This is a genomic window from Kineosporia rhizophila, from assembly GCF_021277265.1.
Taxonomy (GTDB): Bacteria; Actinomycetota; Actinomycetes; order Actinomycetales; family Kineosporiaceae; genus Kineosporia; species Kineosporia rhizophila.
In genome coordinates this window covers 64,573-91,078 of record NZ_JAJSOH010000022.1, presented here as the reverse complement: position 1 = coordinate 91,078, position 26,506 = coordinate 64,573, and the positions used below count along the sequence as shown (strand labels likewise).

Annotated in this window: 25 protein-coding genes; 19 read left to right on the top strand and 6 right to left on the bottom strand. The window is 71.4% G+C overall.

Features of this window, described 5'->3' with window-relative positions; genetic code table 11:
- The first annotated feature begins 96 nt into the window (after nucleotides 1-96).
- Together LWF15_RS26095 and ftsY are read left to right on the top strand one after the other, a co-directional pair.
- Nucleotides 97-3,435 (top strand): hypothetical protein, encoded by a 3,339-nt coding sequence (locus LWF15_RS26095; RefSeq protein ID WP_232813577.1) that lies wholly within the window; start codon nucleotides 97-99, stop codon nucleotides 3,433-3,435.
- A 269-nt stretch (nucleotides 3,436-3,704) separates the two neighbouring features.
- Nucleotides 3,705-4,916 (top strand): signal recognition particle-docking protein FtsY, encoded by a 1,212-nt coding sequence (gene ftsY / locus LWF15_RS26090; protein WP_232813576.1) that lies wholly within the window; start codon nucleotides 3,705-3,707, stop codon nucleotides 4,914-4,916.
- A 194-nt stretch (nucleotides 4,917-5,110) separates the two neighbouring features.
- On the opposite strand, the gene LWF15_RS26085 is transcribed toward ftsY, so the two are convergent.
- Entirely contained in the window at nucleotides 5,111-6,217 is a 1,107-nt protein-coding gene (locus LWF15_RS26085) for a hypothetical protein (protein WP_232813575.1), read from the bottom strand.
- Between the two features lie 432 nt (nucleotides 6,218-6,649).
- Between LWF15_RS26085 and LWF15_RS26080 the strand changes: the two genes are divergently transcribed.
- The 3 genes from LWF15_RS26080 (at nucleotide 6,650) to LWF15_RS26070 (ending at nucleotide 10,907) form a co-directional block, all read left to right on the top strand.
- On the top strand, nucleotides 6,650-7,972 hold the full coding sequence (locus LWF15_RS26080) for an ammonium transporter (RefSeq protein ID WP_232813574.1): 1,323 nt from the start codon (nucleotides 6,650-6,652) through the stop codon (nucleotides 7,970-7,972).
- Complete coding sequence (locus LWF15_RS26075; protein WP_232813573.1) at nucleotides 7,969-8,307, top strand: P-II family nitrogen regulator; 339 nt, start codon at nucleotides 7,969-7,971, stop codon at nucleotides 8,305-8,307. Before LWF15_RS26080 ends, LWF15_RS26075 begins: the two co-directional genes overlap by 4 nt.
- Nucleotides 8,308-8,411: 104 nt before the next feature.
- Nucleotides 8,412-10,907 carry a [protein-PII] uridylyltransferase gene (locus tag LWF15_RS26070; RefSeq protein ID WP_232813572.1) on the top strand — a complete coding sequence of 832 codons (2,496 nt, stop codon included), beginning with the start codon at nucleotides 8,412-8,414 and terminating at the stop codon, nucleotides 10,905-10,907.
- On the opposite strand, the gene LWF15_RS26065 is transcribed toward LWF15_RS26070, so the two are convergent.
- Nucleotides 10,904-11,614 (bottom strand): hypothetical protein, encoded by a 711-nt coding sequence (locus LWF15_RS26065; protein WP_232813571.1) that lies wholly within the window; start codon nucleotides 11,612-11,614, stop codon nucleotides 10,904-10,906. The two genes, LWF15_RS26070 and LWF15_RS26065, sit on opposite strands and share 4 nt — an antisense overlap.
- Nucleotides 11,615-11,699: 85 nt before the next feature.
- Here LWF15_RS26065 and ffh point away from each other — a divergent pair, with 85 nt between their 5' ends.
- From ffh to LWF15_RS25995, 14 genes are all read left to right on the top strand, one after another.
- Nucleotides 11,700-13,295 (top strand): signal recognition particle protein, encoded by a 1,596-nt coding sequence (ffh, locus tag LWF15_RS26060; protein ID WP_232813570.1) that lies wholly within the window; start codon nucleotides 11,700-11,702, stop codon nucleotides 13,293-13,295.
- A 230-nt stretch (nucleotides 13,296-13,525) separates the two neighbouring features.
- The gene (locus LWF15_RS26055) at nucleotides 13,526-14,608 is read left to right on the top strand and encodes an amidohydrolase family protein (RefSeq protein WP_408624040.1); all 1,083 of its coding nucleotides are present in this window, start codon (nucleotides 13,526-13,528) and stop codon (nucleotides 14,606-14,608) included.
- A 186-nt stretch (nucleotides 14,609-14,794) separates the two neighbouring features.
- The gene (rpsP, locus tag LWF15_RS26050) at nucleotides 14,795-15,259 is read left to right on the top strand and encodes a 30S ribosomal protein S16 (RefSeq protein WP_232813568.1); all 465 of its coding nucleotides are present in this window, start codon (nucleotides 14,795-14,797) and stop codon (nucleotides 15,257-15,259) included.
- Nucleotide 15,260: 1 nt separating this feature from the next.
- Entirely contained in the window at nucleotides 15,261-15,503 is a 243-nt protein-coding gene (locus LWF15_RS26045) for an RNA-binding protein (RefSeq protein WP_052533772.1), read from the top strand.
- A 28-nt stretch (nucleotides 15,504-15,531) separates the two neighbouring features.
- The gene (gene rimM / locus LWF15_RS26040) at nucleotides 15,532-16,074 is read left to right on the top strand and encodes a ribosome maturation factor RimM (RefSeq protein ID WP_232813567.1); all 543 of its coding nucleotides are present in this window, start codon (nucleotides 15,532-15,534) and stop codon (nucleotides 16,072-16,074) included.
- Nucleotides 16,075-17,001, top strand: a complete 927-nt coding sequence (gene trmD, locus LWF15_RS26035) for a tRNA (guanosine(37)-N1)-methyltransferase TrmD (RefSeq protein ID WP_232813566.1) — start codon at nucleotides 16,075-16,077, stop codon at nucleotides 16,999-17,001.
- 142 nt (nucleotides 17,002-17,143) lie between these two features.
- Complete coding sequence (rplS, locus tag LWF15_RS26030; RefSeq protein ID WP_232813565.1) at nucleotides 17,144-17,503, top strand: 50S ribosomal protein L19; 360 nt, start codon at nucleotides 17,144-17,146, stop codon at nucleotides 17,501-17,503.
- Between the two features lie 285 nt (nucleotides 17,504-17,788).
- Nucleotides 17,789-18,442 carry a signal peptidase I gene (gene lepB / locus LWF15_RS26025; protein WP_232813564.1) on the top strand — a complete coding sequence of 218 codons (654 nt, stop codon included), beginning with the start codon at nucleotides 17,789-17,791 and terminating at the stop codon, nucleotides 18,440-18,442.
- The gene (gene lepB / locus LWF15_RS26020; RefSeq protein WP_232813563.1) at nucleotides 18,439-19,239 is read left to right on the top strand and encodes a signal peptidase I; all 801 of its coding nucleotides are present in this window, start codon (nucleotides 18,439-18,441) and stop codon (nucleotides 19,237-19,239) included. The genes lepB (LWF15_RS26025) and lepB (LWF15_RS26020) overlap by 4 nt, the downstream gene beginning before the upstream one ends.
- A gap of 8 nt (nucleotides 19,240-19,247) precedes the next feature.
- The gene (gene lepB, locus LWF15_RS26015) at nucleotides 19,248-20,144 is read left to right on the top strand and encodes a signal peptidase I (RefSeq protein ID WP_232813562.1); all 897 of its coding nucleotides are present in this window, start codon (nucleotides 19,248-19,250) and stop codon (nucleotides 20,142-20,144) included.
- A 138-nt stretch (nucleotides 20,145-20,282) separates the two neighbouring features.
- Nucleotides 20,283-21,371 carry a ribonuclease HII gene (locus LWF15_RS26010; RefSeq protein WP_232813561.1) on the top strand — a complete coding sequence of 363 codons (1,089 nt, stop codon included), beginning with the start codon at nucleotides 20,283-20,285 and terminating at the stop codon, nucleotides 21,369-21,371.
- Nucleotides 21,368-21,754 (top strand): fluoride efflux transporter CrcB, encoded by a 387-nt coding sequence (crcB, locus tag LWF15_RS26005; protein ID WP_232813560.1) that lies wholly within the window; start codon nucleotides 21,368-21,370, stop codon nucleotides 21,752-21,754. The genes LWF15_RS26010 and crcB (LWF15_RS26005) overlap by 4 nt, the downstream gene beginning before the upstream one ends.
- Complete coding sequence (gene crcB, locus LWF15_RS26000; RefSeq protein ID WP_232813559.1) at nucleotides 21,751-22,122, top strand: fluoride efflux transporter CrcB; 372 nt, start codon at nucleotides 21,751-21,753, stop codon at nucleotides 22,120-22,122. Before crcB (LWF15_RS26005) ends, crcB (LWF15_RS26000) begins: the two co-directional genes overlap by 4 nt.
- 297 nt (nucleotides 22,123-22,419) lie before the next feature.
- Nucleotides 22,420-22,749, top strand: coding sequence for a DUF2469 domain-containing protein (locus LWF15_RS25995; RefSeq protein WP_231445389.1), 330 nt, complete (start codon nucleotides 22,420-22,422; stop codon nucleotides 22,747-22,749).
- A gap of 56 nt (nucleotides 22,750-22,805) precedes the next feature.
- On the opposite strand, the gene LWF15_RS25990 is transcribed toward LWF15_RS25995, so the two are convergent.
- From LWF15_RS25990 to LWF15_RS25975, 4 genes are read right to left on the bottom strand one after another with little or no spacing between them, the layout of a single operon-like run.
- Nucleotides 22,806-23,534, bottom strand: a complete 729-nt coding sequence (locus LWF15_RS25990) for an ABC transporter permease subunit (RefSeq protein ID WP_232813558.1) — start codon at nucleotides 23,532-23,534, stop codon at nucleotides 22,806-22,808.
- Entirely contained in the window at nucleotides 23,531-24,496 is a 966-nt protein-coding gene (locus tag LWF15_RS25985; RefSeq protein WP_232813557.1) for an ABC transporter ATP-binding protein, read from the bottom strand. Before LWF15_RS25985 ends, LWF15_RS25990 begins: the two co-directional genes overlap by 4 nt.
- On the bottom strand, nucleotides 24,493-25,386 hold the full coding sequence (locus tag LWF15_RS25980; RefSeq protein WP_232813556.1) for an ABC transporter permease: 894 nt from the start codon (nucleotides 25,384-25,386) through the stop codon (nucleotides 24,493-24,495). Before LWF15_RS25980 ends, LWF15_RS25985 begins: the two co-directional genes overlap by 4 nt.
- Nucleotides 25,376-26,470 carry an ABC transporter ATP-binding protein gene (locus tag LWF15_RS25975; RefSeq protein WP_408624038.1) on the bottom strand — a complete coding sequence of 365 codons (1,095 nt, stop codon included), beginning with the start codon at nucleotides 26,468-26,470 and terminating at the stop codon, nucleotides 25,376-25,378. The genes LWF15_RS25980 and LWF15_RS25975 overlap by 11 nt, the downstream gene beginning before the upstream one ends.
- Between the last annotated feature and the right edge of the window lie 36 nt (nucleotides 26,471-26,506).

Below are 26,506 nucleotides of genomic sequence, written 5' to 3'. Positions count from 1 at the left end.
ACGTGTCCAGTCCCGGCGGACCGAAGTGACGCGATCGCAACAATTGGCAGGGCCGTTCCCATTGGGCCGGAGCGAAATACCTCGTAACGTAGACATGTGCTTGCCGCGATCGTGGGACTCCTGCTCATCCTGACCATTGCGATCGGATTCCTCTACCTGATCGCCGCACCTCAATTACGCTCGGGCAGAAAGATTCTCACGCCCGAGGGCGAACGGGCGGTGAAGACGGCGGCCTCCGCCCCGGTGGCTGCCGGCCGCGGCACGGTGCGCGGCGTCATCGCCTCGTGGCGCGCATCGATCGCGACGGCCCAGTGGTTCCAGCGCATCTGGCACCCGGTGAGCGAGGCCATGCACAGCGCGCTCGACCGTCTGGAGGACCGGGAGAACCCGGCCGGCCCGGCGGCCAAGAACGGCGCTCGCCCGACCGTCCTCGGGGCGGCCGACCTCACCGCGCGCCTGGGTCGCACGCAGCCCCGGGGTCACACCCGTTCGGCCACGGCCGCCGGTGGCCGCACCCACCCGGCGTCCGCGTGGCTCGGCAACACCGGCGAGATCGCGATGCGTGACATCGCGGTGCCCACCGATCCGGAGATCGCCGACGACGGCGACCGCCCCTTCGCCGAGGCCGAGATCACCCGGCCGATCGCCCCCGTCCCCGGGGTCGTCCCCGCCTCGGCGGGCGCCCGCTCCACCGCCCACGCACCGCGCACCCCGGCCCGCGGCGTCACCACGCCCGGCGTCGCCGCGGTCGCGGCCGCTCCGGCGTCCCCGAAGCAGAGCGACGCCAAGAAGACCGTCCGGCACAACGAGCCCCAGCCCGCTGCGGCCAAGGTCGCCGCCGACGCCCCCGCCTCCTCCGGCGGTGCTGCCTCCTCCGGCGGTGCTGCCGGTTCCGGGGGCGCGAACGTCGGTGCTGGTCAGGGTGGGGTCCGCCACTCCAGCGGCCCGGCCCGCCCGGTGGCCAAGCCCAAGGGCCCGCGTCGCGACAAGTTCGACGTGGCCGCCATCATCGGCAGCCGCAGCCGGATCAAGGAGGCCGCCGCCCGGGTCGAGGCGGCCCAGCAGGAGGCGGCCCGGGCCGAAGCCAAGGGCGCCGCTCAACCCGAGGCCCAGCCGGAATCGGCCGAAGCCAAGGCAGCCGCGCCGGCCAAGCCCACCGCCGCCGCGCAGCCGGCCAAGGCCCGCCCGCAGAGCACCGGCCCGGCCCGGCCGAAGCCGGCTGCGGTCGACCCGGCCGACGAAACGGTCATGATCCAGCCGGTCAAGGCCCCCGTCGCGTCCCGCACCGCAGCCGCCGCCGTCACCTCCACCGCCCCCCGCAGCTCGGCCTCGGTCAAGAACCCGGCCCCCGCTCGGGCCAAGCAGTCGGCGAGCTCCTCTGCGGCTGCGGCCAAGGCCCCCGCTGCCCCGGTCACCCCCGCCGACGAGACCGTGCGCATCCAGCCGGTCAAGGCTCCCCTCGCTCCTGCCGCCACTCCTGCCGCTGTCGCCGCCGAGGACGAGACGGTGATGATCGCTCCGGTCCAGGAGCCGGTTGCCAAGCCTGCTCCTGCTGCCGAGGACGAGACGGTGATGATCGCTCCGGTCCAGGACCCGGTAGCCAAGCCTGCTCCTGCTGCCGAGGACGAGACGGTGATGATCGCCCCGGTCCAGGACCCGGTAGCCAAGCCTGCTCCTGCTGCCGACGACGAGACCGTGATGATCGCTCCGGTCCAGGAGCCGGTCGCCCGGACCACCCCGGCGCCGACCACTGGCAAGCCCAGCCCCGCGAAGCCCGCCACTTCGAACCCGGCCCCCGCCAACTCGGCCGGCGCAAAACCCGGCGCTGGGAACCAGGCCGCGGGGAAGCCTGCCGCGGGGAACCCGACCGTTGCGAAGCCGACCGCGGGCAAGCCTGCCGCGGGGAATCCAGCCGCGGGGAATCCAGCCGTTGCGAAGCCGACCGTTGGGAAGCCTGCCGCGGGGAATCCAGCCGCTGCGAACCTCGACGCCGGTTCATCAGCCTCCCCGAACGCCGTGCCGTCCAAGCCGGCCACGCCCCGATCGGTGACACCCGTCGACCCCTCCGACGAGACCGTCATGATCCCCCCGGTCGCCGCCACCCCGCCCCGCCCCACCACCCCCGGCCAGGCCCACACGACCCAGGCCGGACCGGCCAAGACCCCGAAGGCCAACCCCGACGAAGTCGTGATCATGGCCCCGATCCGCGAGCCGATCGCGGACGGCCGGTCCACCGCGGCCACTGGCCCGGCCGCCCGCCCCGGAATCACCGGCCCCGTGGGTGGCGTGGCCAAGCCCGCCGGCCAGGCGAAGCCCGAGCCGAGCGCGACCCCCGCGTCCAGCCCTCGGCCCACAGCCGGAGCATCCGCAGCGAGCGCCCAGCCTGAAGCTAAGCCCAGCGCCAAGGCGACCCCGCAGCCCAAGGCCAGCCCCGAGCCGAAACCGAGCACCCCTGCAGCGGCCGGTGCGCGGTCCGCGACCAGCGCCGAACTCAAGGCGGCCACCGAGTCCAAGACGGACACCGGGTCCAAGGCAGCCACCACGTCCGGGGCAGCCGCCAAGCCCAAGGCGGCCACCGAGCCCAAGGCGGCCACCGAGTCCGGTGCAGCCGCGACACCGAAGGCGCGTACCGAATCCAAGGTGGCCACCGAGTCCACGGCGTCCGCCAAGCCCAAGGTGGTCGCTGACTCAGTGGCGACCACCACGTCCAAGGCAGCCGCTGAGTCCAAGGTGGGTACCGAGTCCGGGGTGGCCACTGAGTCCAAGGCGGCCACCGAGTCCCAGGCGGCCACCGAGTCCCAGGCAGCGGTTGAGTCCGAGACGGGCACGGGGTCGAAGGCCGGCGCGTCCGGTACTGAAGCCAGCACCGGGATCAAGGTCGAGCCCCGGACTGATATCAAGCCCAGCACCGGCATCGAGCCCAAGTCTGAGGTCAACACCGAGTCCGGGCCCGTGGCCAGCGCCAAGCCGGCCGCTGGTCCCAGGCCGACCACGGGCGTCGACTCCAAGACCGCTGCCCAGACCGCCGCCGAGCCGAAGGCCACCGCGGAGCCCGCAGGGGCTGGGAACGAGTCGGCTACAGACGCTGCCGCAAACCAGAAGCCAGCGACCGACTCCAAGTCCCAGACCGCCCCCAAGCCGCAGCCCGCATCCACGGGCGACGGCCAGCCCGCTGCCGCCGCGGCGACCGAGGTCATGACGCCGGTCCCGGACGCCGGGGCCGACCAGACCATCGCGATGCCGCCCGTCCCCGATGCCGCCATCGAGGAGACGGCGCTCATTCCGCCGGTTCAGTCCGAGGTGGACGAGACCGCGGTGCTCGAGCCGGTCGAGGCTCCGGCGTCGTCCGGTCCGCAGCAGCCCGGCAAGGCGCACAACAAGAACCGGTCGCGGGGCAAGAAGCCCAGGGGCGGCAAGGTTCGTAACGGTCGCTGAGTTCGATCTGGCGGCGGGCGGTCACACCGCCCGCCGCCTCTGTTTTGGCCTTGTCCCGGTTCTTGCTGGCACACAGGCACAAAGTTCAGCCGTACGCGCCCGCCCTCGCTCCGTCACTCCACCCCCGATATCTGGGTGACTCGGCGCGCTGTAGGTACCCGGCGCGGGCGTCCCGGCGGTCGGGCTGGCATGCTCAGGTACGCCGACACGTCATCTACTTCGGCGTCGGGGGCCCGGCGCCGTCCTGTGCCTGAGGAGGCTCGCCCGGAGTGGACACCGTCCAGTGGATCATTCTCGTCGCCATCGTCGCGCTGGCGGCGCTCGGCGGTACCGTCGGCCTGCTCGCCGGCCGCGGGCGTCAGCAGCCGCCGTCGCTGCCGCCGGTCAAGGGCACCCCCACCCTTGAGCGCCGGGCCCCGAGCACCGGCGAGGGGGAGGGGGCCGGCGGAGTCGGCGTCCTCGAGCCTGAGCCGCAGGCCACCGTCGAGGCCCCCGAGATCGAGGTGCCCGAGGTCGCCGAGCCGGCCCTCCTCGTCCCCGAGCTCGACCGCCCGGAGGCCCCGCGTGGCCGTCTGGTCCGCCTGCGCGCCCGGCTCGCCCGCTCCAACGCCCTCGGCCGCGGTCTGCTGGAACTGCTCAGCCGCGACAAGCTCGACGCCGACACCTGGGACGAGATCGAGGAGACGCTGCTTCTGGCCGACCTCGGCATGGACCCGACCACCGAGCTGATCGACCGCCTGCGCGAGCGGGTCTCCGCGCTCGGGGTGCGCGACGCCGACCAGGTCCGCGCCCTGCTCCGGGAAGAGCTCAAGGCGCTGGTCGACCCGGGCGAGGGCCTGGACCGCTCGCTCGCCGTGGAGCACGCTCCCGGTCGCCCGGCCGTGATCATGGTGGTCGGCGTGAACGGCACCGGCAAGACCACCACGGTGGGCAAGCTGGCCCGCGTGCTGGTGGCCGAGGACAAGGACGTGGTGCTCGGCGCGGCCGACACCTTCCGCGCGGCCGCCGCCGACCAGCTCGCCACCTGGGGCGACCGGGTGGGCGTGCCGACGATCCGCAGCGACCGCGACGGCGCCGACCCCGCCTCGGTGGCGTTCGACGCGGTCAAGGCCGGGATCGAGACCGAGGCCGACGTCGTCCTCATCGACACCGCCGGCCGGCTGCAGAACAAGGTCGGCCTGATGGACGAGCTGGGCAAGGTCAAGCGGGTGGTGGAGAAGCACGGGCCGGTCGACGAGGTGCTGCTGGTCCTCGACGCCACCACCGGCCAGAACGGCATGCAGCAGGCCAAGGTGTTCAGCGAGGTCGTCGACGTCACCGGGATCGTGCTGACCAAGCTCGACGGCACGGCCAAGGGCGGCATCGTGGTCGCCGTGCAGCGCGCTCTCGGCGTGCCGGTCAAGCTCGTCGGTCTCGGCGAGGGCCCGGACGACCTGGCCCCCTTCGAGCCCGAGGCCTTCGTCGACGCCCTGCTCGCCTAGATCCCGAACCCCGCTCTGCCGCTAGGTGTGCCCAGTTTGTCCGCCGCCCTCCCCCTCCCACCCGGGAAGACGAGGGCGGCGGAGGCAAACGTGAGGCCATAAGCGTTCGGGTGCAGTAGAAGTGCAAGAGCCCACCAGAGGACGTCCGTGAGCCAATCAGGAGACTGGCTCACCAACGTCCTCTGGTGGGCCTTTCAGTTCTGCGGACACCAACGCCGCGACAGGGCGTGGAACGCGAGCTTGGGCTCCCAGTGCCAGTTCTTCCCCTGGCCGACGGCCTTGACGATGGAATAGCTGGCGGTGTCGTAGTCGTAGCGCGGCTCGGTGGGGTTGTGCTGCGAGTCGGGGCTGACGAAGTCGTAGACCGTGGCCGCGTGGATGCCGGCCTCGGCGAAGACGTCGTAGAGCCGGACGAGGTGGTCGGCCTGGACCTTCTCACTGCGCACGATGCGGGCCGGCACCTCGGCCGGATCCTTCTCGTAGTCCACGACGTTCCAGCCCATTCCGCCGGCCTCGGGAGCGCCGACGAAGGTGCAGGAGCCGAACTCCTGCACGATCACCGGTTTTCCGTGGGCCTGGTAGGTCCGCAGGTCACGCAGGTAGTCCCGACGCTTGCGGTGGTGGCTGTAGTAGTTGACGCTGACCAGGTCGAACAGCTTCCAGTCGACCTCGTCGTCCTCGGCCGCGCCGTAGGTCAGCCGGCCCTTGAACACGCGACGGCCGGTGCGCGCGCTCAGGCCGATGAAGCGTTGCAGTTCACGGCTCATGTGCACCGCATCGAAGTTGCCCTTCAGCAGGTTCTGAACCCGTTCCAGGGCGTTCTCCCCGGGCACGATTCCCGGTACGAAGAGCCAGAACTCGCAGCCGACGCTCAGGCGCACCCATGCGCCGTCCTTACGTAGTTGTTCGGCCACCCGGCCCGACTCGGCCAGGTGCTCCAGGATCTCGGCCTCCGGCACATCGCCGAGCCGGGGCTGCAGGAAAACGGTCAGGCCGCGTTCGGCGGCCTCGGTGGCTGTGGCGGACAGCCGTTCCACCCCGTCGCCCATGACTGCGACGGTGTTTGCGTGAAGACGTTCGCGGATGGCTTTCATGTCACTGCGCATCCGCCGCGCTTCCCAGCCGGTCGTCGGGCTCTCGCCGCTGTTGACGCCATAGGTAACCCCGCGGAAGGGGACGTCGCGCCGCTTGCCCTTCGCGTCGGCCGAGCCGGGCCAGGCCTGGGCGACTGCGGGGGTGGACGTGACGGCCAAGCCGGCCAGGGCGGCGCCACGTAGGAGCTGACCACGTGTGATGTCCATACCCGGCAGTCTGCGAAGCGGGCGGGGGTAGGCGCCTCCGTCGCGGGTAGGGGATCGCCGGGGCCTCGGGTGGAGATTGAGACATCACCAAGTTGATCTCTGCGTGACCCCCGGCCAGGCCCGGCAACGTTCCGATCACCATTGGGTCACATGCGGGCGGCGGCGGGCTCCGGGGCTGGCGCGGATACCCCCGAACGGGTTAACGCCCAGCACGGGTAACTGAGCGGAAACATCCCGCCGCCAAACGTTACGGGGCGGAAATCCTGCGGGTGCCACGAGGAAACCGGCGCACAGCAATTTCTTCTGTGAGCGATCGACTCCGTTCAGGGGTCGGTCCCCGCCGCGGTCACCCTGAGCTGCGGCGCCCAGAACACACGATGGTCCCGATGACGGCCCCTTCACCGAGGGGCGGTTCTCCTCGAAGGGGTGCGGATGGATACCGGCGACACCGCGTGGGTGATGACGAGCGCTGCGCTCGTGCTGCTCATGACTCCAGGTCTGGCGTTCTTCTACGGCGGCATGGTCCGCACGAAGAGCGTTCTCAACATGATGATGATGAGCTTCGCCGCGCTGGGCATCGTGACGGTGCTGTGGGTGCTCTACGGCTACTCGCTGGCGTTCGGCGACGACCTCGGCGCCGGTCTGGTCGGTGACCCGAGCCAGTTCTTCGGTCTGTCCGGCCTGATGGCCGAGGACCAGCTGGTCTTCACCGTCCCGGCGATGGCCTTCGTCGGCTTCCAGTGCGTCTTCGCGATCATCACGGTCGCGCTGATCTCCGGGGCGATCGCCGACCGGGCCAAGTTCGGCGCCTGGTGCCTGTTCGTCGCGGTCTGGGCCACGATCGTCTACTTCCCGGTGGCGCACTGGGTGTTCGCGTTCGACGGGGCCACCGCCGGTGCGGAGAGCCTGGGCGGCTGGATCGCCAACGACCTGAAGGCGCTCGACTTCGCCGGTGGTACCGCGGTCCACATCAACGCCGGTGCCGCGGGCCTGGCCCTGGCCCTGGTGCTGGGCAAGCGGGTCGGCTGGCCCAAGGAGCCGTTCCGCCCGCACAACCTGCCGTTCGTGATGCTCGGCGCCGGTCTGCTGTGGTTCGGCTGGTTCGGCTTCAACGCCGGCTCGGCCCTGGGTGCCAACGGCATCGCCGCCACCGCGTGGGTCAACACCATCGCCGCCACCGCCGCCGCTCTGCTGGGCTGGCTGGTCGTCGAGCGTTTCCGCGACGGTCACCCGACCTCGCTCGGTGCCGCCTCCGGTGTGGTCGCCGGTCTGGTCGCCATCACTCCGGCCGCCAACTCGGTCAGCCCGGTCGGCGCGGTCATCATCGGTGTGGTCGCCGGCGTGCTCTGCGCCCTGGCGGTCGGCCTGAAGTACCGCTTCGGCTACGACGACTCGCTCGACGTGGTCGGCGTGCACCTGGTCGGTGGCCTCTGGGGCACCCTGGCCATCGGCCTCTTCGCCACCTCGACGGCCCCGGCCGGCGTGGACGGCCTGTTCTTCGGCGGCGGCGTGGACCAGCTCTGGCGCCAGGCCGTGGGCGCGTTCGTCGTCCTTGCCTTCTCCTTCGTCCTGACCTACATCATTGGTCTGGCCATCCAGAAGACCATCGGGTTCCGCCTGGACGAGGAGTCCGAGGTCGAGGGCATCGACGGTCACGAGCACGCCGAGTCCGCCTACGACTCCTCCACCGGTGGGGGTTCCTCCCGCCCGGTGGTCGCCGCCAAGAAGACTGCTGAGAGCGAGGTCCCGGCATGAAGCTGGTCACCGCGGTGATCAAGCCGCACAAGCTGGACGAGGTGAAGGCCGCACTGGAGACCTTCGGGATCCAGGGCATGACGGTCAGCGAGGCCAGCGGTTACGGCCGCCAGAAGGGCCACACCGAGGTCTACCGGGGCGCCGAGTACACCGTCGACCTGGTGCCGAAGTCCCGCCTCGAGGTCCTGGTCGACGACACCGACGTGGTGGACGTGGTGGACGTGGTCGTGAAGGCCGCCGCCACCGGCCGCATCGGTGACGGCAAGGTCTGGGTCACCTCGGTCGACGACGTGGTCCGGGTGCGCACCGGCGAGCGCGGCGCGGACGCCCTGTAAGCAGGTCAGTGACACCGGAGACTCCCGGTACCCGCAGGGGTGCCGGGAGTTTCCGTTACCGGCCGAAGGTCCCGCCGGGGCGGGCTCGGGAAGAAAGGTGAACGGTGACGGCTGGCCAGTTCGACGGCCTGGAAGAAGATCCCGCCCTCGAGGAGAGGGAGAACGCGGAGGATCTGGCCCAGGCGGCCCTGCACGCCGCCCGTGACCTGAGAAAGGACAGGCTGGCGCTGGCCCTGCGCTCGGGAACCCCGGGCAGCCCGGGTGCCGAGCGCCGCCGCACGCTCACCGAAATGGTCGAGCGGGCGCTGCGACTGGACTGGGAAGCCGCGGTCGCGCCGTTGCACGAACGGCCGAAGCGCCGCCGCCAGAGCGGTCTCGACGGCCTGGCCCTGGCCGCCGTCGGCAGTGTGGCCCGAGGGCAGGCCGGCCCGGCCAGCGACCTGGACCTGGTGCTGCTGCACGACGGCCGCCGCCTTCCGGCGGACGAGGTGGGGGAGCTGGCCCAGCGACTGTGGTACCCCCTGTGGGACGGCGGGCTGAGGCTCGACCATTCCGTGCGTACCCCCACCCAGTGCCGCGAGGTCGCGGCCGCCGACCTGTCCGCCGCCATCGGCATGCTCGACCTGCGGGTCGTCGCCGGTGACGCGGCGCTGGTCGTGAAGACTCGGACGTCACTGCTCAGCGACTGGCGCGGAGGTATCCGGCGCCGTCTGCCGCAGGTCCTGGACTCCCTGGCCGAGCGCGCCGAAAGGTACGGCGAGGCGGCCCATCTGCTGGAACCCGACCTCAAGGACGCCCGTGGTGGGCTGCGCGACGTCACGGTCCTGCGTGCCCTGGCCGCCAGCTGGGTCACCGACCGCCCGCACGGCTCGGTGGACGAGGTGCACGAACTTCTGCTCGACGTCCGGGACGCCCTGCAGGCGGTCACCGGCAAGAGCAACGACCGGCTGCTGCTGCCCGAACAGGACGCGGTGGCCGTGCTCTGCGGCCTGACCGATGCCGACGAACTGCTGGCCCGGGTGGCCGACTGCACCCGGTCGATTGCCTACGCCGTGGACGTAACGGCTCGCCGGGCCCGCCAGTCGCTCCCCGCACGTCGACTGCGACCTGGCCCCCGACGTCCTCGGTTGAGGCCCTTGGGGCACGGGCTGGTGGAGCACGACGGCGAGGTCGTGCTCGGCGTCGGGGTGGAGGCGGCCCAGGACCCGGTGCTCCCGATCCGCGCCGCCGCCACCGCCGTGCGGGTCGGCCTGCCGCTCAGCCCGGTCACCGTCGAGCACCTGGCCCGGGACTGCCCGCCGCTGCCCGACCCCTGGCCCACCGCGGCCCGCGACGAGTTCGTCGCCATGCTGGCCGGCGGCCCGCACCTGGCCCAGGTCTGGGAGTCGCTCGACCGGGCCGGGGTGATCACCCGCTGGATCCCGGAATGGGTCTCGGTGCGGAACCGTCCGCAGCGCAACGCGGTTCACCGGCACACGGTGGACCGGCACCTGATCGAGACGGTCATCCAGATCCAGGGGGCGCTGCGCGACACCTCCCGCCCCGACCTGCTCGTGCTGGCCGCGTTGCTGCACGACATCGGGAAGATCGCCGGGGCGCAGGACCATTCGATCACCGGCGGGCCGATCGCCGGGAAGATCGCCCGCCGGATGGGGCTGGGCGACGAGGACAGCGACCTGCTCGAGCGGCTGGTCCGCGAGCACCTGACCCTGATCGAGCTGGCCACCCGGCGTGACCCGGACGACCCGGGCACGGTGGAGGCCCTGGTCAACGCGGTCGGCGAGCGCCAGGAGACGTTGCTGCTGCTACGCGCCCTGACCGAGGCTGATGCCGTCGCGGTGGGGGCGGTTGCCTGGACGGCCTGGCGGGCGCGCCTGGTCGACGATCTGATGGCCCGCGCGGCCACGGCACTGCGCGGTCAGGAGCCGCCCGGCCCGGCGCCGATCGCGGAGGCGGAGGTCGAGCTGGTCCGGACCGCACTGGCCGACGGACGTCCGCGGGTGGCCGTCACGCCGATGGACGAGCTGCACGTGGTCACCGTGGTCGCCCCCGACCGGCCCGGCCTGCTGGCCGAGATCGCCGGTGTGCTGGCCAGTTTCCGGCTCACCGTGAAGTCCGCGCTGGTGCGCACGGTGGCGGCCGAGCACCTGGGCTCACCGGGCCTGGACATCGCAGTGGACACCTGGTGGGTCGAGAGCCGCGGTGACATGCCCCCGCCGGAACTGCTGGAGCAGCACCTGCGCCGGCTCAGTGAGGGCGACCAGAGCGTGCTGGAGCCGCTGATCCGCCGGGACGCGGGCTTCCGTACCCGCTCCGGCGCCCCGGCTCGCCCCCGGGTGGTGCTGCTGCCCGGCGCCTCCCAGGAGGCGACCGTGCTGGAGGTACGGGCCGCCGACCGCCCGGGGCTCATGCACGCGATCGGATCGGCGCTCGCCGGGGTAGGCGTGGATCTGCGCTCGGCGCACGTGGCCACTCATGCCGGGCAGGCGGTGGATGTGCTGTACGTGTGCGAACGGGGTGGAGGGCCGCTGTCGCCTCCGCGGGTGGCCGAGACGGTTTCAGTGCTTGTGGACGCGGGGCTGGTACCGAACGCGGGTTAGTTCGGCTGGGCGGTGGTCGGGTCGAGGCAGACCCGGTAGCCCTCGAGAGCGACGGTGTGAGTCTGGCTCTCCTTGTTCACCGTGCCGCTGACCGCGCCGTTCAGGCAGAGCGAGTCGCCGTAGACCGTTCCGTGCCAGGAGAGCGGTTCGATGCCGGAGAAGGTGTTGCGGTACTCGGCGCCCGGGGCGGTCGACCGGGTGCCAATTCCGGCGACCAGGTCCTGGGACTCGCAGCCGGTGGCCGGCGTGGATTCCTGCCAGTCGCCGCGGATCGGCTCGGCGCAGGTCTCGGTGGCCCAGAACTGGCTCAGGTCGTAGGTGTCGAGAACGACCGCCGGGGCGTCGTCGCCGCATCGTTCGGCGCTGCGTACGGTCAGCGAGACGTCGGACAGTTGCGCCGAGGTCCAGCCCGGCCCACCCAGACTCCAGGCGGGGGAGCGGTAGGTGGCGCTCAGCGTTCCCGCGAGGGTCAGGTCAAGGCAGGCGCCCGCGTCGGTGACCTCGTGCGGCAGCCGCACCGAGTAGTCGCGGGTGTAACGACCGTCCGCGAGACCGCCGCCGGGGTTCCAGGGGTGGATGAAGCCGGCCGCCACGACCAGGAGCGCCAGGACCGGCACGCCGATCGCGACGCTGATCAGGCCCCAGCGGCTGTTCCGGCCCGCCGGTCGCTCGGGGCGCTTCTCCACGCTCACGGTCACGCTGGTCACCTCTCGTCAGGGTCGCCTGGTGGCAGGCGCGCGGTCCAGGGGTTGGACGAGGATCGGCGACCCCGCGTTGCATTAAGCTGTTGGGGTGTTCGCCACCCTTTCCGACCGCCTGACCGCCACGTTCAAGTCGCTGCGCGGCAAGGGCCGGCTCTCCGAGGCCGACGTCGACGCGACGATCCGCGAGATCCGCCGCGCGCTGCTCGACGCCGACGTGGCGCTGCCCGTCGTGCGTCAGTTCACCGCGCGCATCCGCGAGCGCACGGTCGGCACCGAGGTCTCCCAGGCGCTGAACCCGGCGCAGCAGGTCGTCAAGATCGTCAACGAGGAGCTCATCGGCATCCTCGGCGGCGAGACCCGGCGGCTGCGCCTGGCCAAGAACCCGCCCACGGTGATCATGCTGGCCGGTCTGCAGGGTGCGGGTAAGACCACCCTGGCCGGAAAGCTCGGCCGCTGGCTGCGCGAGCAGGGCCACACGCCGCTGCTGGTGGCCTCCGACCTGCAGCGCCCCAACGCCGTCACCCAGCTCGAGGTGGTCGGGCAGCGGGCCGGGGTGCCGGTGTTCGCCCCCGAGCGCGGGGTCTCCGAGGGCCAGGGCGTCTCCGGCACCAGCCAGGGCGACCCGGTGCAGGTGGCCCGCGACGGTGTTGCCTTCGCCCGCGACAAGCACCACGACGTGGTCATCATCGACACCGCCGGCCGCCTCGGCGTCGACGGTGAGCTGATGCAGCAGGCCGCCGACATCAAGGCCGCCACCAGCCCCGACGAGGTCCTCTTCGTCGTCGACGCGATGATCGGCCAGGACGCGGTGAACACCGCGATGGCGTTCATGGAGGGCGTCGGCTTCACCGGGGTGGTGCTGTCCAAGCTGGACGGTGACGCCCGTGGTGGTGCCGCGCTGTCGGTCGTCGGGGTCACCGGTCAGCCGGTGATGTTCGCCTCCACCGGCGAGAAGCTGGAGGAGTTCGAGCTCTTCCACCCCGACCGGATGGCCTCCCGCATCCTCGACATGGGTGACATCCTCACCCTGATCGAGCAGGCCGAGAAGGCGTTCGACGCCGATCAGGCCGAGAAGATGGCGGCCAAGTTCGCCGACGGCGACGACTTCACCCTGGAAGACTTCCTCGCCCAGATGGCGGCCCTGAAGAACATGGGCTCGCTGAAGAAGATGCTGGGCATGCTGCCGGGCATGGGCGAACTGCGCGAGCAGCTCGACAACTTCGACGAGCGCGAGATGGACCGGGTCGAGGCGATCATCAAGTCGATGACGCCGCTGGAGCGCCGGCAGCCCCGGGTGCTCAACGGCTCGCGCCGGCTGCGCGTCGCCAAGGGTTCCGGCACCCAGGTCAGCGAGGTCAACACGCTGATCGAGCGGTTCGGCGAGGCGCAGAAGATGATGCGCCAGATGCGCAACGGCGGCGGGCTGCCCGGCATGCCGGGGATGCCTGGTCTGCCGGGGATGCCGGGCGGCAAGAAGAGTAAGGGCAAGGCCAAGAACACGGCCCCGCGCAAGGGCAAGGCCAAGTCGGGCAACCCGGCGAAGCGGGCCCAGCAGCTGGCCGAGGGCAACAAGCCGGGCGGTCCGGCGCAGTCCGGGGGCGCGTTCGGGATGGGCGGCCAGCAGAACGTCGACCCGGCGAACCTGCAGCTGCCGCCCGGGTTCGAGAAGTTCCTCGGCCGCTGAGGCCGGTCAGGCAGAACGCCGGACGGTACGGCTGAGGCAGCAACGGGTGTGAGCACTGGGCCGGGCCGGTTGTGGTCCCGGCACTGCACCTGAGTCAACCTTCGGTTCGGCGTGGCGTGTTTCCCAGGGCGGGCGGGGGTGGCGGTGGTGCTCACACGTAAGGCTTTGCGCGCGCGTCGGGGTGGCGCGAATTCCGCCACGGGGCAGCCGGGCGAGGTGTTCCGGTGCGGGTGACTCGGCTGGCCGGCCCGGTGCTCGTCGGGCCGGACGAGGTCCGGGCCGGCGCCTGGGTGGTGGGCGGCCGGATCACCTTCGAGCGGCCCACCTCGGCCGGGGTGCACGAGAGCGTGGTCGAGGGCTGGGTGCTGCCTGGTCTGGTCGACGCGCACAGCCACGTCGGCCTCGACCAGCACGGCCCGGTCGACGCGGCCACCGCCGAGCAACAGGCACTCGACGACCGTGACTCCGGGGCCCTGCTGCTGCGCGACGCCGGTTCGCCCACCGACACCCGATGGATCGACGAGCGCGAAGACCTGCCGGTGATCGTGCGGGCCGGGCGGCACATCGCCCGCACCCGCCGCTACCTGCGTAACTACGCGCACGAGATCGAGCCGGAACAGCTGCCCGCGATGATGGCCGCGCAGGCCCGCCTGGGTGACGGCTGGGTCAAGATCGTCGGCGACTGGATCGACCGCGCCAGCGGTGACCTGGCCCCGTGCTGGCCGCTGGATGCGCTCACCGCGGGAATGGCCGCCGCCCATGCCGAAGGCGCCCGGGTCACCGCGCACTGTTTCGGCGAAGAGTGCCTGCCCGACCTGCTGGCCGCCGGCATCGACTGCATCGAGCACGCCACCGGTCTGAGCGATGCAGCCCTGACGGCGGCGGCTGCCCGCGGGGTGCCGATCGTGCCCACCCTGATCAACATCGCCACCTTCCCGCAGATCGCCGCTCAGGCCGAAGGCAAGTTCCCGGTCTACGCCGCCCACATGCGCTCGCTGCACGCCCGGCGCTACGAGACCGTGAAGAACGCCTTCGACGAGGGGGTGCCGGTGTTCTGCGGCACCGACGCCGGCGGGAGCCTGCCGCACGGGCTGGTCGCCTCCGAGATCGCCGAGCTGCACGCCGCCGGGCTGTCCCGGGTCGAGGCGCTGGGCGCGGCCTGCTGGTCGGCCCGGTCCTGGCTGGGGAGGCCGGGGCTGGTCGAGGGAGCATCGGCCGACCTGGTGGTGTACGCCACTGATCCACGGGATGACCTGCGGGTTCTCACCGACCCGCGAGCCGTGGTGCTGAGGGGTAACCAGGTCGGCGGGTGATCCCGGCCGCCGGGGAGACCGGTTGGCAACGTCAGGCCCGGTGATCTGGCACAATGGTCGGCTGAACCCGGCCGGTGCGGACCCTCTCACCGCAGGCGATGCCGAGTCCTAGGCCAACCCGAAGCGCCGGAAACCCACCCGGTGCGCCGGCACGGCCGCATCCATGCATATGAGGAGTCCACACCAGTGGCAGTCAAGATCCGTCTCAAGCGGATGGGCAAGATCCGCGCCCCGCACTACCGCATCGTCGTCGCCGACTCGCGCACCAAGCGTGACGGCCGCGCGATCGAGGAGATCGGCCGGTACCAGCCCACGTACGACCCGTCGGTCATCGAGATCGACAGCGAGCGCGCCCTGTACTGGCTCGGCGTCGGCGCGCAGCCGACCGAGCAGGTCCTCGCCCTCCTCAAGGTGACCGGCGACTGGCAGAAGCACAAGGGCCTGCCGGGCACCGAGGGCACCCTGCGCGTCGGCGAGAAGAAGGTCGAGGACCGTTCCGGCTTCGCCGAGGCGAAGGGCCTGAACGAGAACGAGGCCAAGACCCTGCGCACCAAGCGCGAGGAAGAGAAGAAGGCCAAGGCCGAGGCGAAGGCCGAGGAGAAGCCGGCCACCACCGAGGCTGCCGCCGAGGCCCCGGCCGAGCAGGCCTGACGTGCTCGTCGACGCGCTGGAGCACCTGGTGCGCGGCATCGTCGCCCACCCGGACGACGTGGTCGTGCGCAATCGCTCGCTCCGCCGGGGTTCCCTGCTCGAGGTCCGGGTTCACCCCGAGGACCTCGGCCGGGTGATCGGCCGTTCCGGTCGCACCGCTACCGCGCTGCGCACCGTGGTCAAGGCGATCAGCAACGGTGAGCCGGTCCGGGTGGACGTCGTCGACGTCGACCGCGGCCGCTGACCAACCCGTACAGGAGCACTGTTTCACCATGCGTCTCGTGGTAGCCCGGATCGGTCGCGCCCACGGTCTGCGTGGTGAGGTGAGCGTCGAGGTCCGCACGGATGCGCCGGACCAGCGGTTCGTCAAGGGAGCCGTCCTCCACGTGGAGGACGGCTCCCTCAGCCGTTCCCTGACCCCGGTCGACGTGCCCACCACCCTCACCCTGGCCCGGGTGCGGGACAACAACGGCACCCTGCTGCTCACCTTCGAGGAGGTGGGCGACCGCACCACGGCCGAGGCCCTGCGCAACGCCCGGCTCGAGGTCGAGGTGGCCGAGGCCTCCGACGAGCCGGACGCCTGGTACGACCACGAGCTGGTCGGCCTGACCGCGGTGGACCGGCAGGGCGAGAAGCTCGGCGAGGTGGTCTCCGTGCAGCATCCGGGGGCGCAGGACCTGCTGGTGATCCGCACCCTGCACAGCGGCGACCGGCTGGTGCCCTTCGTCGGGGCGATCGTTCCCGAGGTCGACGTGGCCGGTGGACGGATCGTGCTCGACCCGCCGGCCGGCCTGCTGGAAGACCCGGAAGAGTAGATGCGCGTCGACATCGTCTCGATCTTCCCCGAATACCTCGCCCCCCTTGATCTTTCGCTGATCGGCAAGGCCCGGCGCAGCGGGCTGCTCGAGCTCGCCGTGCGTGACCTGCGCGAGTTCACCCATGACCGGCACCGGACGGTGGACGACGCGCCCGCCGGCGGGGGAGCGGGCATGGTGATGAAACCCGAGCCGTGGGCCGAGGCGCTCGACGCAGTCCTCACCGACGCAGTCCCCACCGACGCAGGACGAGCCTCTGCGCCCGAGGCCGCACACTCGTCCTCAGTTCTGGCGGGCCCGATGCGAACGCTCCCCGTCGGATCGCCGCCCGAGCGCGAGTCCGCCCTTCCCGCTGAGCCGGCCCCGACGTCCCCACTTCTGCTTGTGCCCAGCCCCTCCGGTCGTCCGTTCACCCAGGCCATGGCCCGGGAACTGGCCGCCGAGCCGTGGCTGATCTTCGCCTGCGGCCGCTACGAGGGCATCGACGAGCGGGTCTACGAACACGCCGCGACGCGCCTGCGGGTGCAGCCGGTCAGCCTGGGCGACTACGTGCTCAACGGGGGCGAGGTGGCTGTCCTGGCCATCGTCGAGGCCGTGGCCCGGCTGATCCCGGGGGTCATCGGCAACGCCGAGAGCCTGGTCGAGGAGAGCCACGAGGACGGCCTGCTGGAGTACCCGGTGTACACGAAACCGGCCTCCTGGCAGGGACGGGACGTACCCCCGGTGCTGATGTCCGGGCACCACGCCCAGATCGAGCGCTGGCGCCGGGACGAGCGTCTGCGCAGGACCTCCCGGCGGCGGCCCGACCTGATCGCCCGGCTCGACCCGGCCCAGTTCGACAAGAAGGACCGGGCCGTCCTGGCCGAGGAGGGGTGGACCGTGGAGGGTTCCCGATTTCAGCCCCTGACCGCCCCTGTGGCAGACTGACCCTTCGTGCCGCCTGTCGGCTGCGCCCCTGCCACAGGGGGAGAGCGCGGAACCGACACGAGAGCCGGCAACGAACCGTGAACCCGCAGAACCTTCTACCTGCGCGGGTGGCCTGTGGCATCCGCGAGAGAGCGACAGTGCCATGCACGCACTCGACAACATCGACGCAGCATCGCTGAAGAGCGACGTCCCCCACTTCCGGGCCGGTGACACCGTCAAGGTTCACGTCCGCGTGGTCGAGGGCAACCGCTCCCGTGTGCAGCTCTTCCAGGGCGTCGTGATCCGCCGCTCGGGCGGCGGCGTCCGCGAGACCTTCACCGTCCGCAAGGTCAGCTTCGGTGTGGGTGTCGAGCGCACCTTCCCGGTGCACACCCCGATCATCGAGAAGATCGAGGTGGCCACCCGCGGTGACGTCCGCCGCGCGAAGCTCTACTACCTGCGCGCGCTGCGCGGCAAGGCTGCCAAGATCAAGGAGAAGCGCGACGCCGTTCCGGCGCGCTGATCCGAGCCTGTTCCGACGGTTCCGGCCCTGGCTTCCCGGTGGGGAGCCGGGGCCGGTCCGCTTTGTCCCCGCCCGGGCTGCCCCGGGCACAGGTGGGGATGAGAAGCTGTGAATCGCCTCCCGGGCCGCCGGGTGAGCGTGGTTCGGCGGCGTGGTCGGCGGGCGCGTGCGAGGATCGGCGTGTTTTCTTCAGAGTTTCAGATCTGCCCGGATCCGGGCGGTTGACCGAAGGGGTGGGTTCGGGTGCTGACCGGCCGTGCCGTGCCGACGTCGCCCCGTCCGGCGGTGCCTGACCGTTCGGGGGCCGGCCCTCTGCGCCGGGCCGCCACCGGCCTGGTCGCCGTGGCCGTGACGATCGCGCTGATCAGGGCGTTCGTCATGCAGTCGTTCGTGGTGCCGTCGGGTTCGATGGAGCCGACCGTGCAGATCGGCGACCGGGTGCTGGTCTCCCGCCTCTCGTACCTGGCCTCGGACATCGAGCGCGGCGACGTGATCGTGTTCGACGGCGCCGGGGTGTTCGACCCGGAGGACGACGGCCCGGACACGCTGCTGGCCGGGGTCGGCCGGTTCGTGGCCTCGGCCTTCAGCATGCCGGTCGGCTCGCGCGACTACGTCAAGCGAGTGATAGGTCTGCCTGGTGATCACGTGGTGTGCTGTGACTCACAGGGCCGCCTGACGGTCAACGGCGAGCCGGTCGACGAGCCCTACGTGGCCGAGGGGAACAAGCCCAGCGAGGTCGCCTTCGACATCGAGGTGCCCGAGGGCCGGTTGTGGGTGATGGGTGACCATCGCGCCGACTCGGCCGACTCCCGGGCCCATCTGGGCTCGCCGGGAGGTGGCACGGTGCCGGTCGGCAACGTCGTGGGCAAGGTGGTGGGTATCTACTGGCCGATGTCACGGGTCGGTGGCCTGGACAACGGCAACGGGAGCGGTGAGTGAGGGGCTCGAGCCAGGGCGACGCGTGGGACGACCAGACCACGCCGATGGATCCGTGGAACCCCGACACCGGAGTGGAGCAGACCCGGGCCGAGGACACGGCGGTCGAGGAGCCCCCGGCCGAGAAGCGCCCGGCCACGCCGATGTCGGCCCTCTGGGGGCTGATCCGAGAGCTGGCCATGGTGCTGGTGATCGCCCTGGGGCTGTCGCTGCTGATCAAGACCTTCCTGGTGCAGGCGTTCTTCATCCCGTCCCCGTCGATGGAGAACACGCTGCTCACCGGTGACCGGGTGCTGGTCAGCAAGCTGACGCCGGGGCCGTTCGACCTCAAGCGCGGCGACATCGTGGTGTTCAAGGACCCGGGCGGCTGGCTCGACCAGAGCACCGCGGCACCGGTGAGCGACCTGCACCGGGTGCTCAGCTTCGTCGGCCTGGTGCCCAGCAACTCCGACGACCACCTGATCAAGCGGGTCATCGGCCTGCCCGGCGACACCGTGGCCTGCTGCGACGACCAGGGCCGGATCACGGTCAACGGGGTGGCGATCGACGAGCCGTACCTGTACCCGGGCGACGAGCCGAGCGACAAGACGTTCTCGGTCAAGGTCCCGGCCGGGCACATCTGGGTGCTGGGCGACCACCGCTCGGTCTCCCAGGACTCGCGCTACCACCCCGACGTGAACAACGGCATGGTGCCCAGCTCGAACATCGTCGGCCGCGCCTTCGTCAACGTCTGGCCGCTGGACCGGCTCGGCCTGCTGCGGAATCCGTCCTCCACGTTCGCCAACGTCCCGGCCCCGTGACCTCGGGCGTGAACACGCACCGCGCCGCCGGCCCGTCGGAGCCGGACGAGGGGGAAGACGCCTGGCGCCGCGCCCGGCGGACGCCGGCCTCCCGCCCCCGCGGCCCGAGCCGCCGGGAGGTGCTCGACGCCGAGCGGGTGCGGGCCGGCAAGCCCCCACGCGAGCGCAGGCCCCCAAGCAAGTTCCGCCCTCTGGCGCACCGGCCCAAGCCGGACGACCCGCCGCTCACCCCGGTCCAGGCCGCGGGCTACCTGGTGCGCGAGGTCTTCCTGGTGATGAGCATCGCCCTGGTGCTGTCGCTGATCATCAAGACGTACCTGATGCAGGCCTTCTTCATCCCGTCCTCCTCGATGGAGGACACCCTGCAGATCGGCGACCGGGTGCTGGTGAGCAAGCTGACCCCGGGCCCGTTCAGCCTGCAGCGTGGCGACATCGTGGTGTTCGAGGACCCGGGCGGCTGGCTGCCCCCGGCCCCCGCCAAGGAGGCGCGCAGCCCGGCCGTGGAGAAGGTGCACGGCGCCCTGATGTTCGTCGGCCTGATGCCCAGCGACGCCGACAACCACCTGATCAAGCGGCTCATCGGGCTGCCCGGCGACCGGGTGGTGTGTTGCGACGACCAGGGCCGGATCACCGTCAACGGGGTGCCGGTGGACGAGCCCTACATCAAGCCGGGAGCTGCCCCGAGCGAGGAGAAGTTCGAGGTCACGGTGCCTCAGGGGCACGTGTGGGTGCTCGGCGACAACCGCGGCGACTCGGCCGACTCGCGCTACCACCGCGACAACGCCGACGGAGGGGTGCCGATGGGGAACCTGGTCGGGGTGTCGTTCGCCCGGGTCTGGCCACTGGGCCGGATGGGTCTGCTGACCAATCCCTCGTCGGTGTTCGAGAAGGTGGGAGAGCCGTAGGACGTCACCCGTTCCGCAGCCGTGACCACGGAAACATGCGCAACTGGGGTCTCTTCGCGCAGAGAACCGGCTCAAGTCCGGTAGCGTCGGGCAGTCCGCAAGATTCCGGCTTCTCAGACTTCAGGTGGTGAGTGGGCGATGACCCCGGCGTCCAATCCCGCATCCGAGCCGTCGGCGCCGGTGACCAAGAAGGTTCTCGCCCGGCAGGCCGCGGCGCAGCGGGCCAAGGCCCGTAAGGCGGAGGCCAAGAAGGCGTTGCTGAAGAAGCTCTCGGCCCAGCCGCCCACGCTGCGCGAAGAGCGCAAGCTGCTGCGCGAGGGGCACCGTTTCGTCGCGGGGATCGACGAGGTGGGACGAGGGTCGCTGGCTGGGCCGGTCACGGTCGGGGTGGTGGTGGTCGACCTGGACACGAAGTCCGCCCCCACCGGGGTACGTGACTCCAAGCTCCTGGCCCCGGCCGCCCGCGAGAAGCTGGTGCCCCGCCTGCGGCGCTGGGCGCCGATGAGTGCGGTGGGTCACGCCGGGGCGGACGAGATCGACGAGATCGGCATCATCGCGGCGCTGCGGCTGGCCGCCGCCCGGGCTTTCGCCTCGCTGGAGATCCGGCCGGACTGCGCGCTGCTGGACGGCTCCCACGACTGGCTGAGCGTTCCGGTGGAGCCGGCCGAGGAGGCGCCGCAGGGCACCTCGCTGTTCGACTTCGACGAGGAACCGGTCGCGGTCGGGCACCCGCTGAGCTTCATCGACGGTGAGCCGATCGCGGCGATCGTGCCGCCGCGGGTGATCACCCAGGTGAAGGCCGACCTGCGGTGCGCCGCCGTGGCTGCCGCGAGCGTGCTGGCCAAGGTCGAACGGGACGCGCTGATGGTCTCTTTCGCGGCCGAGCACCCGGGGTACGGGTGGGAGCTGAACAAGGGCTACTCGGCCCCCGACCACCTGGCCGCGCTGCGCCGGCTCGGGCCGAGCCGGCTGCACCGGGTCTCCTGGAACATTCCCGGGTCGGACGGGGTGTTCGGCGAGACGCTCGATCTGGAATCAGTTTCGGAGAAAGAGCTTACGGACGATCTCCACGACGACGGCGCGTCGGTGGAGGATGCGCTCTCGGCGGACTCGGCGGAAGAGCTGTCCGACGCGGACGTCCGCGAGCTGGGCGCCGAGCTGCCTGCCCCGCCCGAGCACGTGCGGGCGGTGGGCTACGACCACGAAGAGCTGACGCTCTTCCCATGAAAGACGGCCGGATCCTGGCCGCGGTCGCCCTCGGAGGCGTGATCGGGGCCGAGGCTCGCTACGGCCTGACCCGGCTGCTTCCCGCCACGCCCGGCGAGGTGCCCTGGACGGTGCTGCTGATCAACGTCTTCGGCGGCCTGCTGATGGGGGTGCTGATGGCCCTGCTCGGACGCTCGGCCGCGCCGAACCCGCTGGTCCGGCCGTTCTTCGGGGTGGGGATCCTCGGCGGGTTCACCACGTTCTCGGCCTACAGCACCGACGCCGTCCAGCTGATCGAGGCCGGCCGCACCCTGGCCGCCGTCGGCTACCTGGGCCTGACCTTGGCCGGGGCGCTGCTGGGGGTCGTGGTGGGAACCGCTCTCGTGTCCAGGGTGGCTCGGTGATTCCGCTGCTGGTGGGGCTGGGAGCTGCGATCGGGGCGCCCAGCCGGTACCTGGTGGACCGCTGGGTGCAGGCCCGGGTCGGTGGTGGGCTGCCGTTCGGTACGTTGCTGATCAACCTGCTCGGCTCGGCACTGCTCGGGCTGTTGCTGGGCCTGGCCGCCCACGGTGCGATCGGCAGCCAGGTGCTGGCCGCGGCGGGCACCGGGTGGTGCGGCGCCTTCACCACCTACAGCACGTTCAGCTTCGAGACGGTGCAGCTGGCCCGGCAGGAACGCTCCGGCTGGGCGACGGCGTACGTGCTGGCGTCCGTACTGGGCGGGCTCGGGCTGGCCTGGGCCGGGGTGGAGATCGGCGCCCGGCTCGCCTGAGGTGCCGGTGCCCCGGCATCGTCGCAGGCCGGAGCGGGGTGGACCGGTACCGTCGGGGCCCGGGCCCAAGAGTCGCGCGGCAAGCGTCCCCGCCCGCACGGTTCTGCGCCATCATGGGACGGAAGCGGATGCTCGGAGCGGGCTTGCGCGGACTGATGGTCATCATGTCCCCGCAGACGTGACGGCCCGGCCCACAGTCGGCACACAGGAGCAAGCGGCAGGTATGAACGAGCGACGGCAGGCCTCCAGACCCCGGGCGGCTCTCACTGCGCCTACCCGCCCCGGCGGGGAGGTGCGATGAGCGCCGAAGACCTGGAGAACTACGAGACCGAGATGGAGCTCCAGCTCTATCGCGAGTACCGCGACGTGGTCGGTCTCTTCAGTTACGTGGTCGAGACCGAGCGGCGCTTCTACCTGGCCAACCAGGTGGATCTGCAGGTGCGTTCGGCCGACGGAGAGGTCTACTTCGAGGTCTCGATGAGCGACGCGTGGGTCTGGGACGTGTACCGTCCGGCGCGTTTCGTCAAGGCGGTCAAGGTGGTCACGTTCAAGGACGTGAACGTGGAGGAACTCACCCCCAACGATCTGCAGCTGCCCAAGAACGGCGGCTTCGGCTCCGCGTCCTGAGCCGATGGGTGAGGTCGCTGCGGCAGCGGCCCGGCGACCTCACCCGGTCAGGTCGCTCACTCGTCTCCGCTGATCCGGATGCTGCGCAGCCGGTAGCCGGTGTAGGCCAGACCGCCGAACGTGACCACGCTCAGCAGGACGACGGCGGTGCCCAGCCCGACGGCCGACTGGATGCCCAGCTCGGCAGCCCGGTCGCCGACCATCTTCTCGGCGATCGCCAGGGCCCACTGCTGGATGCTCAGGGCCTGGGCGCCGGGCACGTACCCGCCGATCGCCGCCTCCCAGACCAGGGCGTAGAGCAGCCCGATCACCACGGCGTTGCGGGTGACCACGGCCAGCAGCAGGAAGACGGTGACGTAGGCGATCCCGGCCAGCAGGGCTGCGGCCGCCGCGCCGACGGCCACGTTCGCCTCGCCACCGGCGACGACGAAACCCGCCACCAGGGTGGGCAGCACGCCGAAGAGCACGATCACGCCGATCGCGACGGCCCACTTGCTGACCGCGATCACGTACCGGTTCAGCGGTTTGGCCAGCAGGTAGACGATCGAGCCGTCGTCGATCTCGGGGCCGATCGCCCCGGTGCCGGCGATCAGGCAGAGCAGGGGGATCAGGAAGCCCAGCGAGAACGAGCCGAGCAGGTCGGCCGCGCTGGCGGCGGACTCGCCGCTGACCAGGCGCACCAGCACGGCCAGGGCGATCAGGACGGTGGGCAGGACGACGAGCAGGACGGCCCGGCGGCGGCCGACCAGGCTGTGCCAGGTGAGCCCAGCGACGGTGGCGTTCATCGGCTCACCAGGTAGGAGAAGACCTTCTCCAGCGACTCGTCGGCGGGTGTGACCTCGTACAACCGGATCCCTCGTTCCCGGGCGAAGACCGGCAGCCGGTGGGCGAACCGGTTGTAGTCGGTGGCCTGCACGTTCAGCACGACCGAGCCGGCCTGCTGCCCCAGCTCGACCCCGGAGGTGGAGCCGTCGGCGATCAGCGCGGCGGCCAGGGCCCGGTCGTCGCTGGAGCGGATCGTGTACTGGTGCGGGCGCTCGGTCATCAGCCGGCGGATCTCGCGGAAGTCGCCCGACGCGGCGTGCCGGCCGGCCACCATCACCTCGATCCCGGCGGCGATCTGCTCGACCTCCTCGAGGATGTGCGAGCTGAACAGCACCGCCCGGCCGTTGCGGCCGAGCTCGGCCATCAGGTCCATCAGCTGCAGCCGCTGGCGGGGGTCCATCCCGTTGAACGGCTCGTCCAGCAGCAGCAGGTCGGGGTCGTGGACCAGCGCGGTGGCCATCTTGATGCGCTGCTTCATGCCCTTGGAGTAGCCGGCCACGTCACGCCCGGCCGCCGCCTCCATGTCGACCGTCTCGATCGCGCGGCGGGCGGCCGCCTTCGGGTCGGGCAGGCGGTGCAGCCGGGCGTTCGCCAGCACGAAGTCCCAGCCCGAGATGCCCTCGTACATCGCCTCGCGCTCGGGCACGAGACCGATCCGGCGGTAGATGTTCTCGTTGTGCCAGGTGGACTCGCCGTCGATGGTCACCGAGCCCGACGACGGCGGCAGGAAACCGCTCATCAGGTGGATCAGGGTGGACTTGCCCGCCCCGTTGGGACCGAGCAGACCGGTGACCCCCGGACCGATCGTCATGGTCACGTCGTTCACCGCGACCACGTTGCCGAACCAGCGGCTGACCTGTTCCAGCTTCATCACCACCGGCCCGCCCTCGGTGCGGGGGCGGTAGGGCAGGGTCATGCTCATGACGCCGAGACCTTCCGGTAGCGGGCGAGCAGCAGGGCGTAGGAGCCGGCGATCACCGCGACGGTGACCAGGGTGAAGATCAGCCCGCCGAGGTTGCCGGGCGGCGGCTCGGGGTAGGAAGACTGCGCGTCCACCATCCAGACCAGCACCCCCTCGACCAGCGAGACCGGGTTGATCAGGGCGAAGTAGGCGGACAGGTGGGGGTGGTCGTTCTCGTAGGCCAGGGCCGAGAGCACCCCGCTGACCAGGGTGAGCAGCAGCAGCACGGTGATCACCGCGGCCACCCCGAAGCCCCGCCGCGGGGTGATCGAGGCGATCAGCAGGCCGATCCCGGCCAGCACCAGGCTGAGCAGGAACGACCCGAGCAGCCCGGCGGCCCAGCCCTTCGCGTTGGGCCAGAACTCCATCTCGGCCAGCAGCGCCCCGATGAACAGGGCGGTCTGCGGCAGGGCGACGAGGATGAACAGGGCCGTGCTCATCGCGCCGTACTTGGCCAGGACGTAGTGATTACGGGTCAGCGGCCGGGACAGGTACAGCGGCATGGTGCGGAATCGCAGGTCGCGCGAGACCGTGGCCGGTGACTGGGCGGCCAGGAAGATCGTGATCGCCGAGCTGAGCGCGAAGATGTAGCCGACGTAGTCGAGGGGGAGCTCGTCCATCCCGGTGACCCCGGCCACCACGGCGATGATGACGGCCGGGGCGGTCATCACGACCAGCAGCAGGAACGGCATGATCTTGGACTTGCCGGAGCGGCCGAGACCGTAGCAGCCGCGCAGGCTGTCCACGTACAACGAGCGGATCAGGTAGCCGCGGCCGAGCCGGGGACCCTCGTAGTGCCGGAAACCGATGTCGTGGATGACACCGGTACCGGCTCCGGAATCACTGCTCATGCTCACCGCTCCTCGGCCCGTCGGTCTGCGGCTGGTCGGGGTTCACGGTTCGCAGGCCCGCCTCGCCCGAAGACCGGCCCGCACCGGCCTGATTCGCGTTCCGCCCGGCGGCGGCCCACTGCTGCTGCAACGCGGCCGCCGCGGCCTGCCCGGGATCGGCCGGCGCGCCCGAGGGCAGAGCCGGGTCGAGACTCGGGTCGGCGCGGAAGATCTCGGCCATGCGGTGCCGGCGGCGTTCCATCCGGTGCAGGCCCACACCGAGCTGGACCACCACGTCGAGCACCCGGTCGTAGGTGGACTCGTCGGCCAGCTCGATCTCCAGCTGCCGCCCGGCCGGGTGCACCACCAGGCCCGCGGCCTGCAGGGCCCGGCCCACCTCGTCCATCCGCTCGTCGACCTCGACCGCCAGGACCCGGCTGGCCGAGGTCACGTCGGCGGTGGTGGTGGAGCGCAGGAGGCGCCCGCCGTCGACCACCACGATGTGGTCGCAGATCTGCTCGAGCTCGCCGAGCAGGTGCGAGGTGACCAGCATGGGGATGCCGAACTCGGTGCCGATCCGGCGCATCAGCGCGAGCATCTGGTCGCGCCCGGCCGGGTCGAGCCCGTTGGTCGGCTCGTCCAGCAGCAGCATGCCCGGGTCGTGCACCAGGGCCTGGGCCAGCTTGACCCGCTGCTTCATGCCGGTCGAGTAGCCGCCCATCGAGCGGTACCGCTCCTCGTAGAGGCCGACGTGGCGCAGGGTGTCGGCGGTGCGCTCGCGCGCCGCGGTCAGCGGCAGCCCGGACATCCGGGCCATGTGCAGCACGAACTCGGTGGCCGACATGTCGGCGGGAAGGCAGTCGTGCTCGGGCATGTAGCCCACACGTTGCCGGATGGCGGGCCCGTCGGTGGCGACGTCGAGATCCAGCACGCGGGCGTTGCCGGCGGTGGCGGGCAGCAGCCCGAGCAGGATCTTGATCATCGTGGACTTGCCCGCGCCGTTGGCGCCGACCAGACCGACGACACCCGGCTCGATGGCGAAGGTCAGCCCGTCGAGCGCGGTGACAGCGCCGTAGCGCTTCGTGAGGTTCTCGACCGAGATCATCATGACCCGGCCGACTCTAGTGCTGTCCCCCGACAA

Coding starts and splice junctions, on each gene's coding strand:
- rimM (WP_232813567.1), top strand. CDS start 15,532: ATGCGTCTCGTGGTAGCCCGGATCGGTCGCGCCCACGGTCTGCGTGGT.
- trmD (WP_232813566.1), top strand. CDS start 16,075: ATGCGCGTCGACATCGTCTCGATCTTCCCCGAATACCTCGCCCCCCTT.
- LWF15_RS25995 (WP_231445389.1), top strand. CDS start 22,420: ATGAGCGCCGAAGACCTGGAGAACTACGAGACCGAGATGGAGCTCCAG.
- LWF15_RS25985 (WP_232813557.1), bottom strand. CDS start 24,496: ATGAGCATGACCCTGCCCTACCGCCCCCGCACCGAGGGCGGGCCGGTG.
- LWF15_RS26080 (WP_232813574.1), top strand. CDS start 6,650: ATGGATACCGGCGACACCGCGTGGGTGATGACGAGCGCTGCGCTCGTG.
- crcB (WP_232813560.1), top strand. CDS start 21,368: ATGAAAGACGGCCGGATCCTGGCCGCGGTCGCCCTCGGAGGCGTGATC.
- rplS (WP_232813565.1), top strand. CDS start 17,144: ATGCACGCACTCGACAACATCGACGCAGCATCGCTGAAGAGCGACGTC.
- LWF15_RS26075 (WP_232813573.1), top strand. CDS start 7,969: ATGAAGCTGGTCACCGCGGTGATCAAGCCGCACAAGCTGGACGAGGTG.
- LWF15_RS25975 (WP_408624038.1), bottom strand. CDS start 26,470: ATGATCTCGGTCGAGAACCTCACGAAGCGCTACGGCGCTGTCACCGCG.
- LWF15_RS26085 (WP_232813575.1), bottom strand. CDS start 6,217: ATGGACATCACACGTGGTCAGCTCCTACGTGGCGCCGCCCTGGCCGGC.
- LWF15_RS25990 (WP_232813558.1), bottom strand. CDS start 23,534: ATGAACGCCACCGTCGCTGGGCTCACCTGGCACAGCCTGGTCGGCCGC.
- LWF15_RS26010 (WP_232813561.1), top strand. CDS start 20,283: ATGACCCCGGCGTCCAATCCCGCATCCGAGCCGTCGGCGCCGGTGACC.
- LWF15_RS25980 (WP_232813556.1), bottom strand. CDS start 25,386: ATGAGCAGTGATTCCGGAGCCGGTACCGGTGTCATCCACGACATCGGT.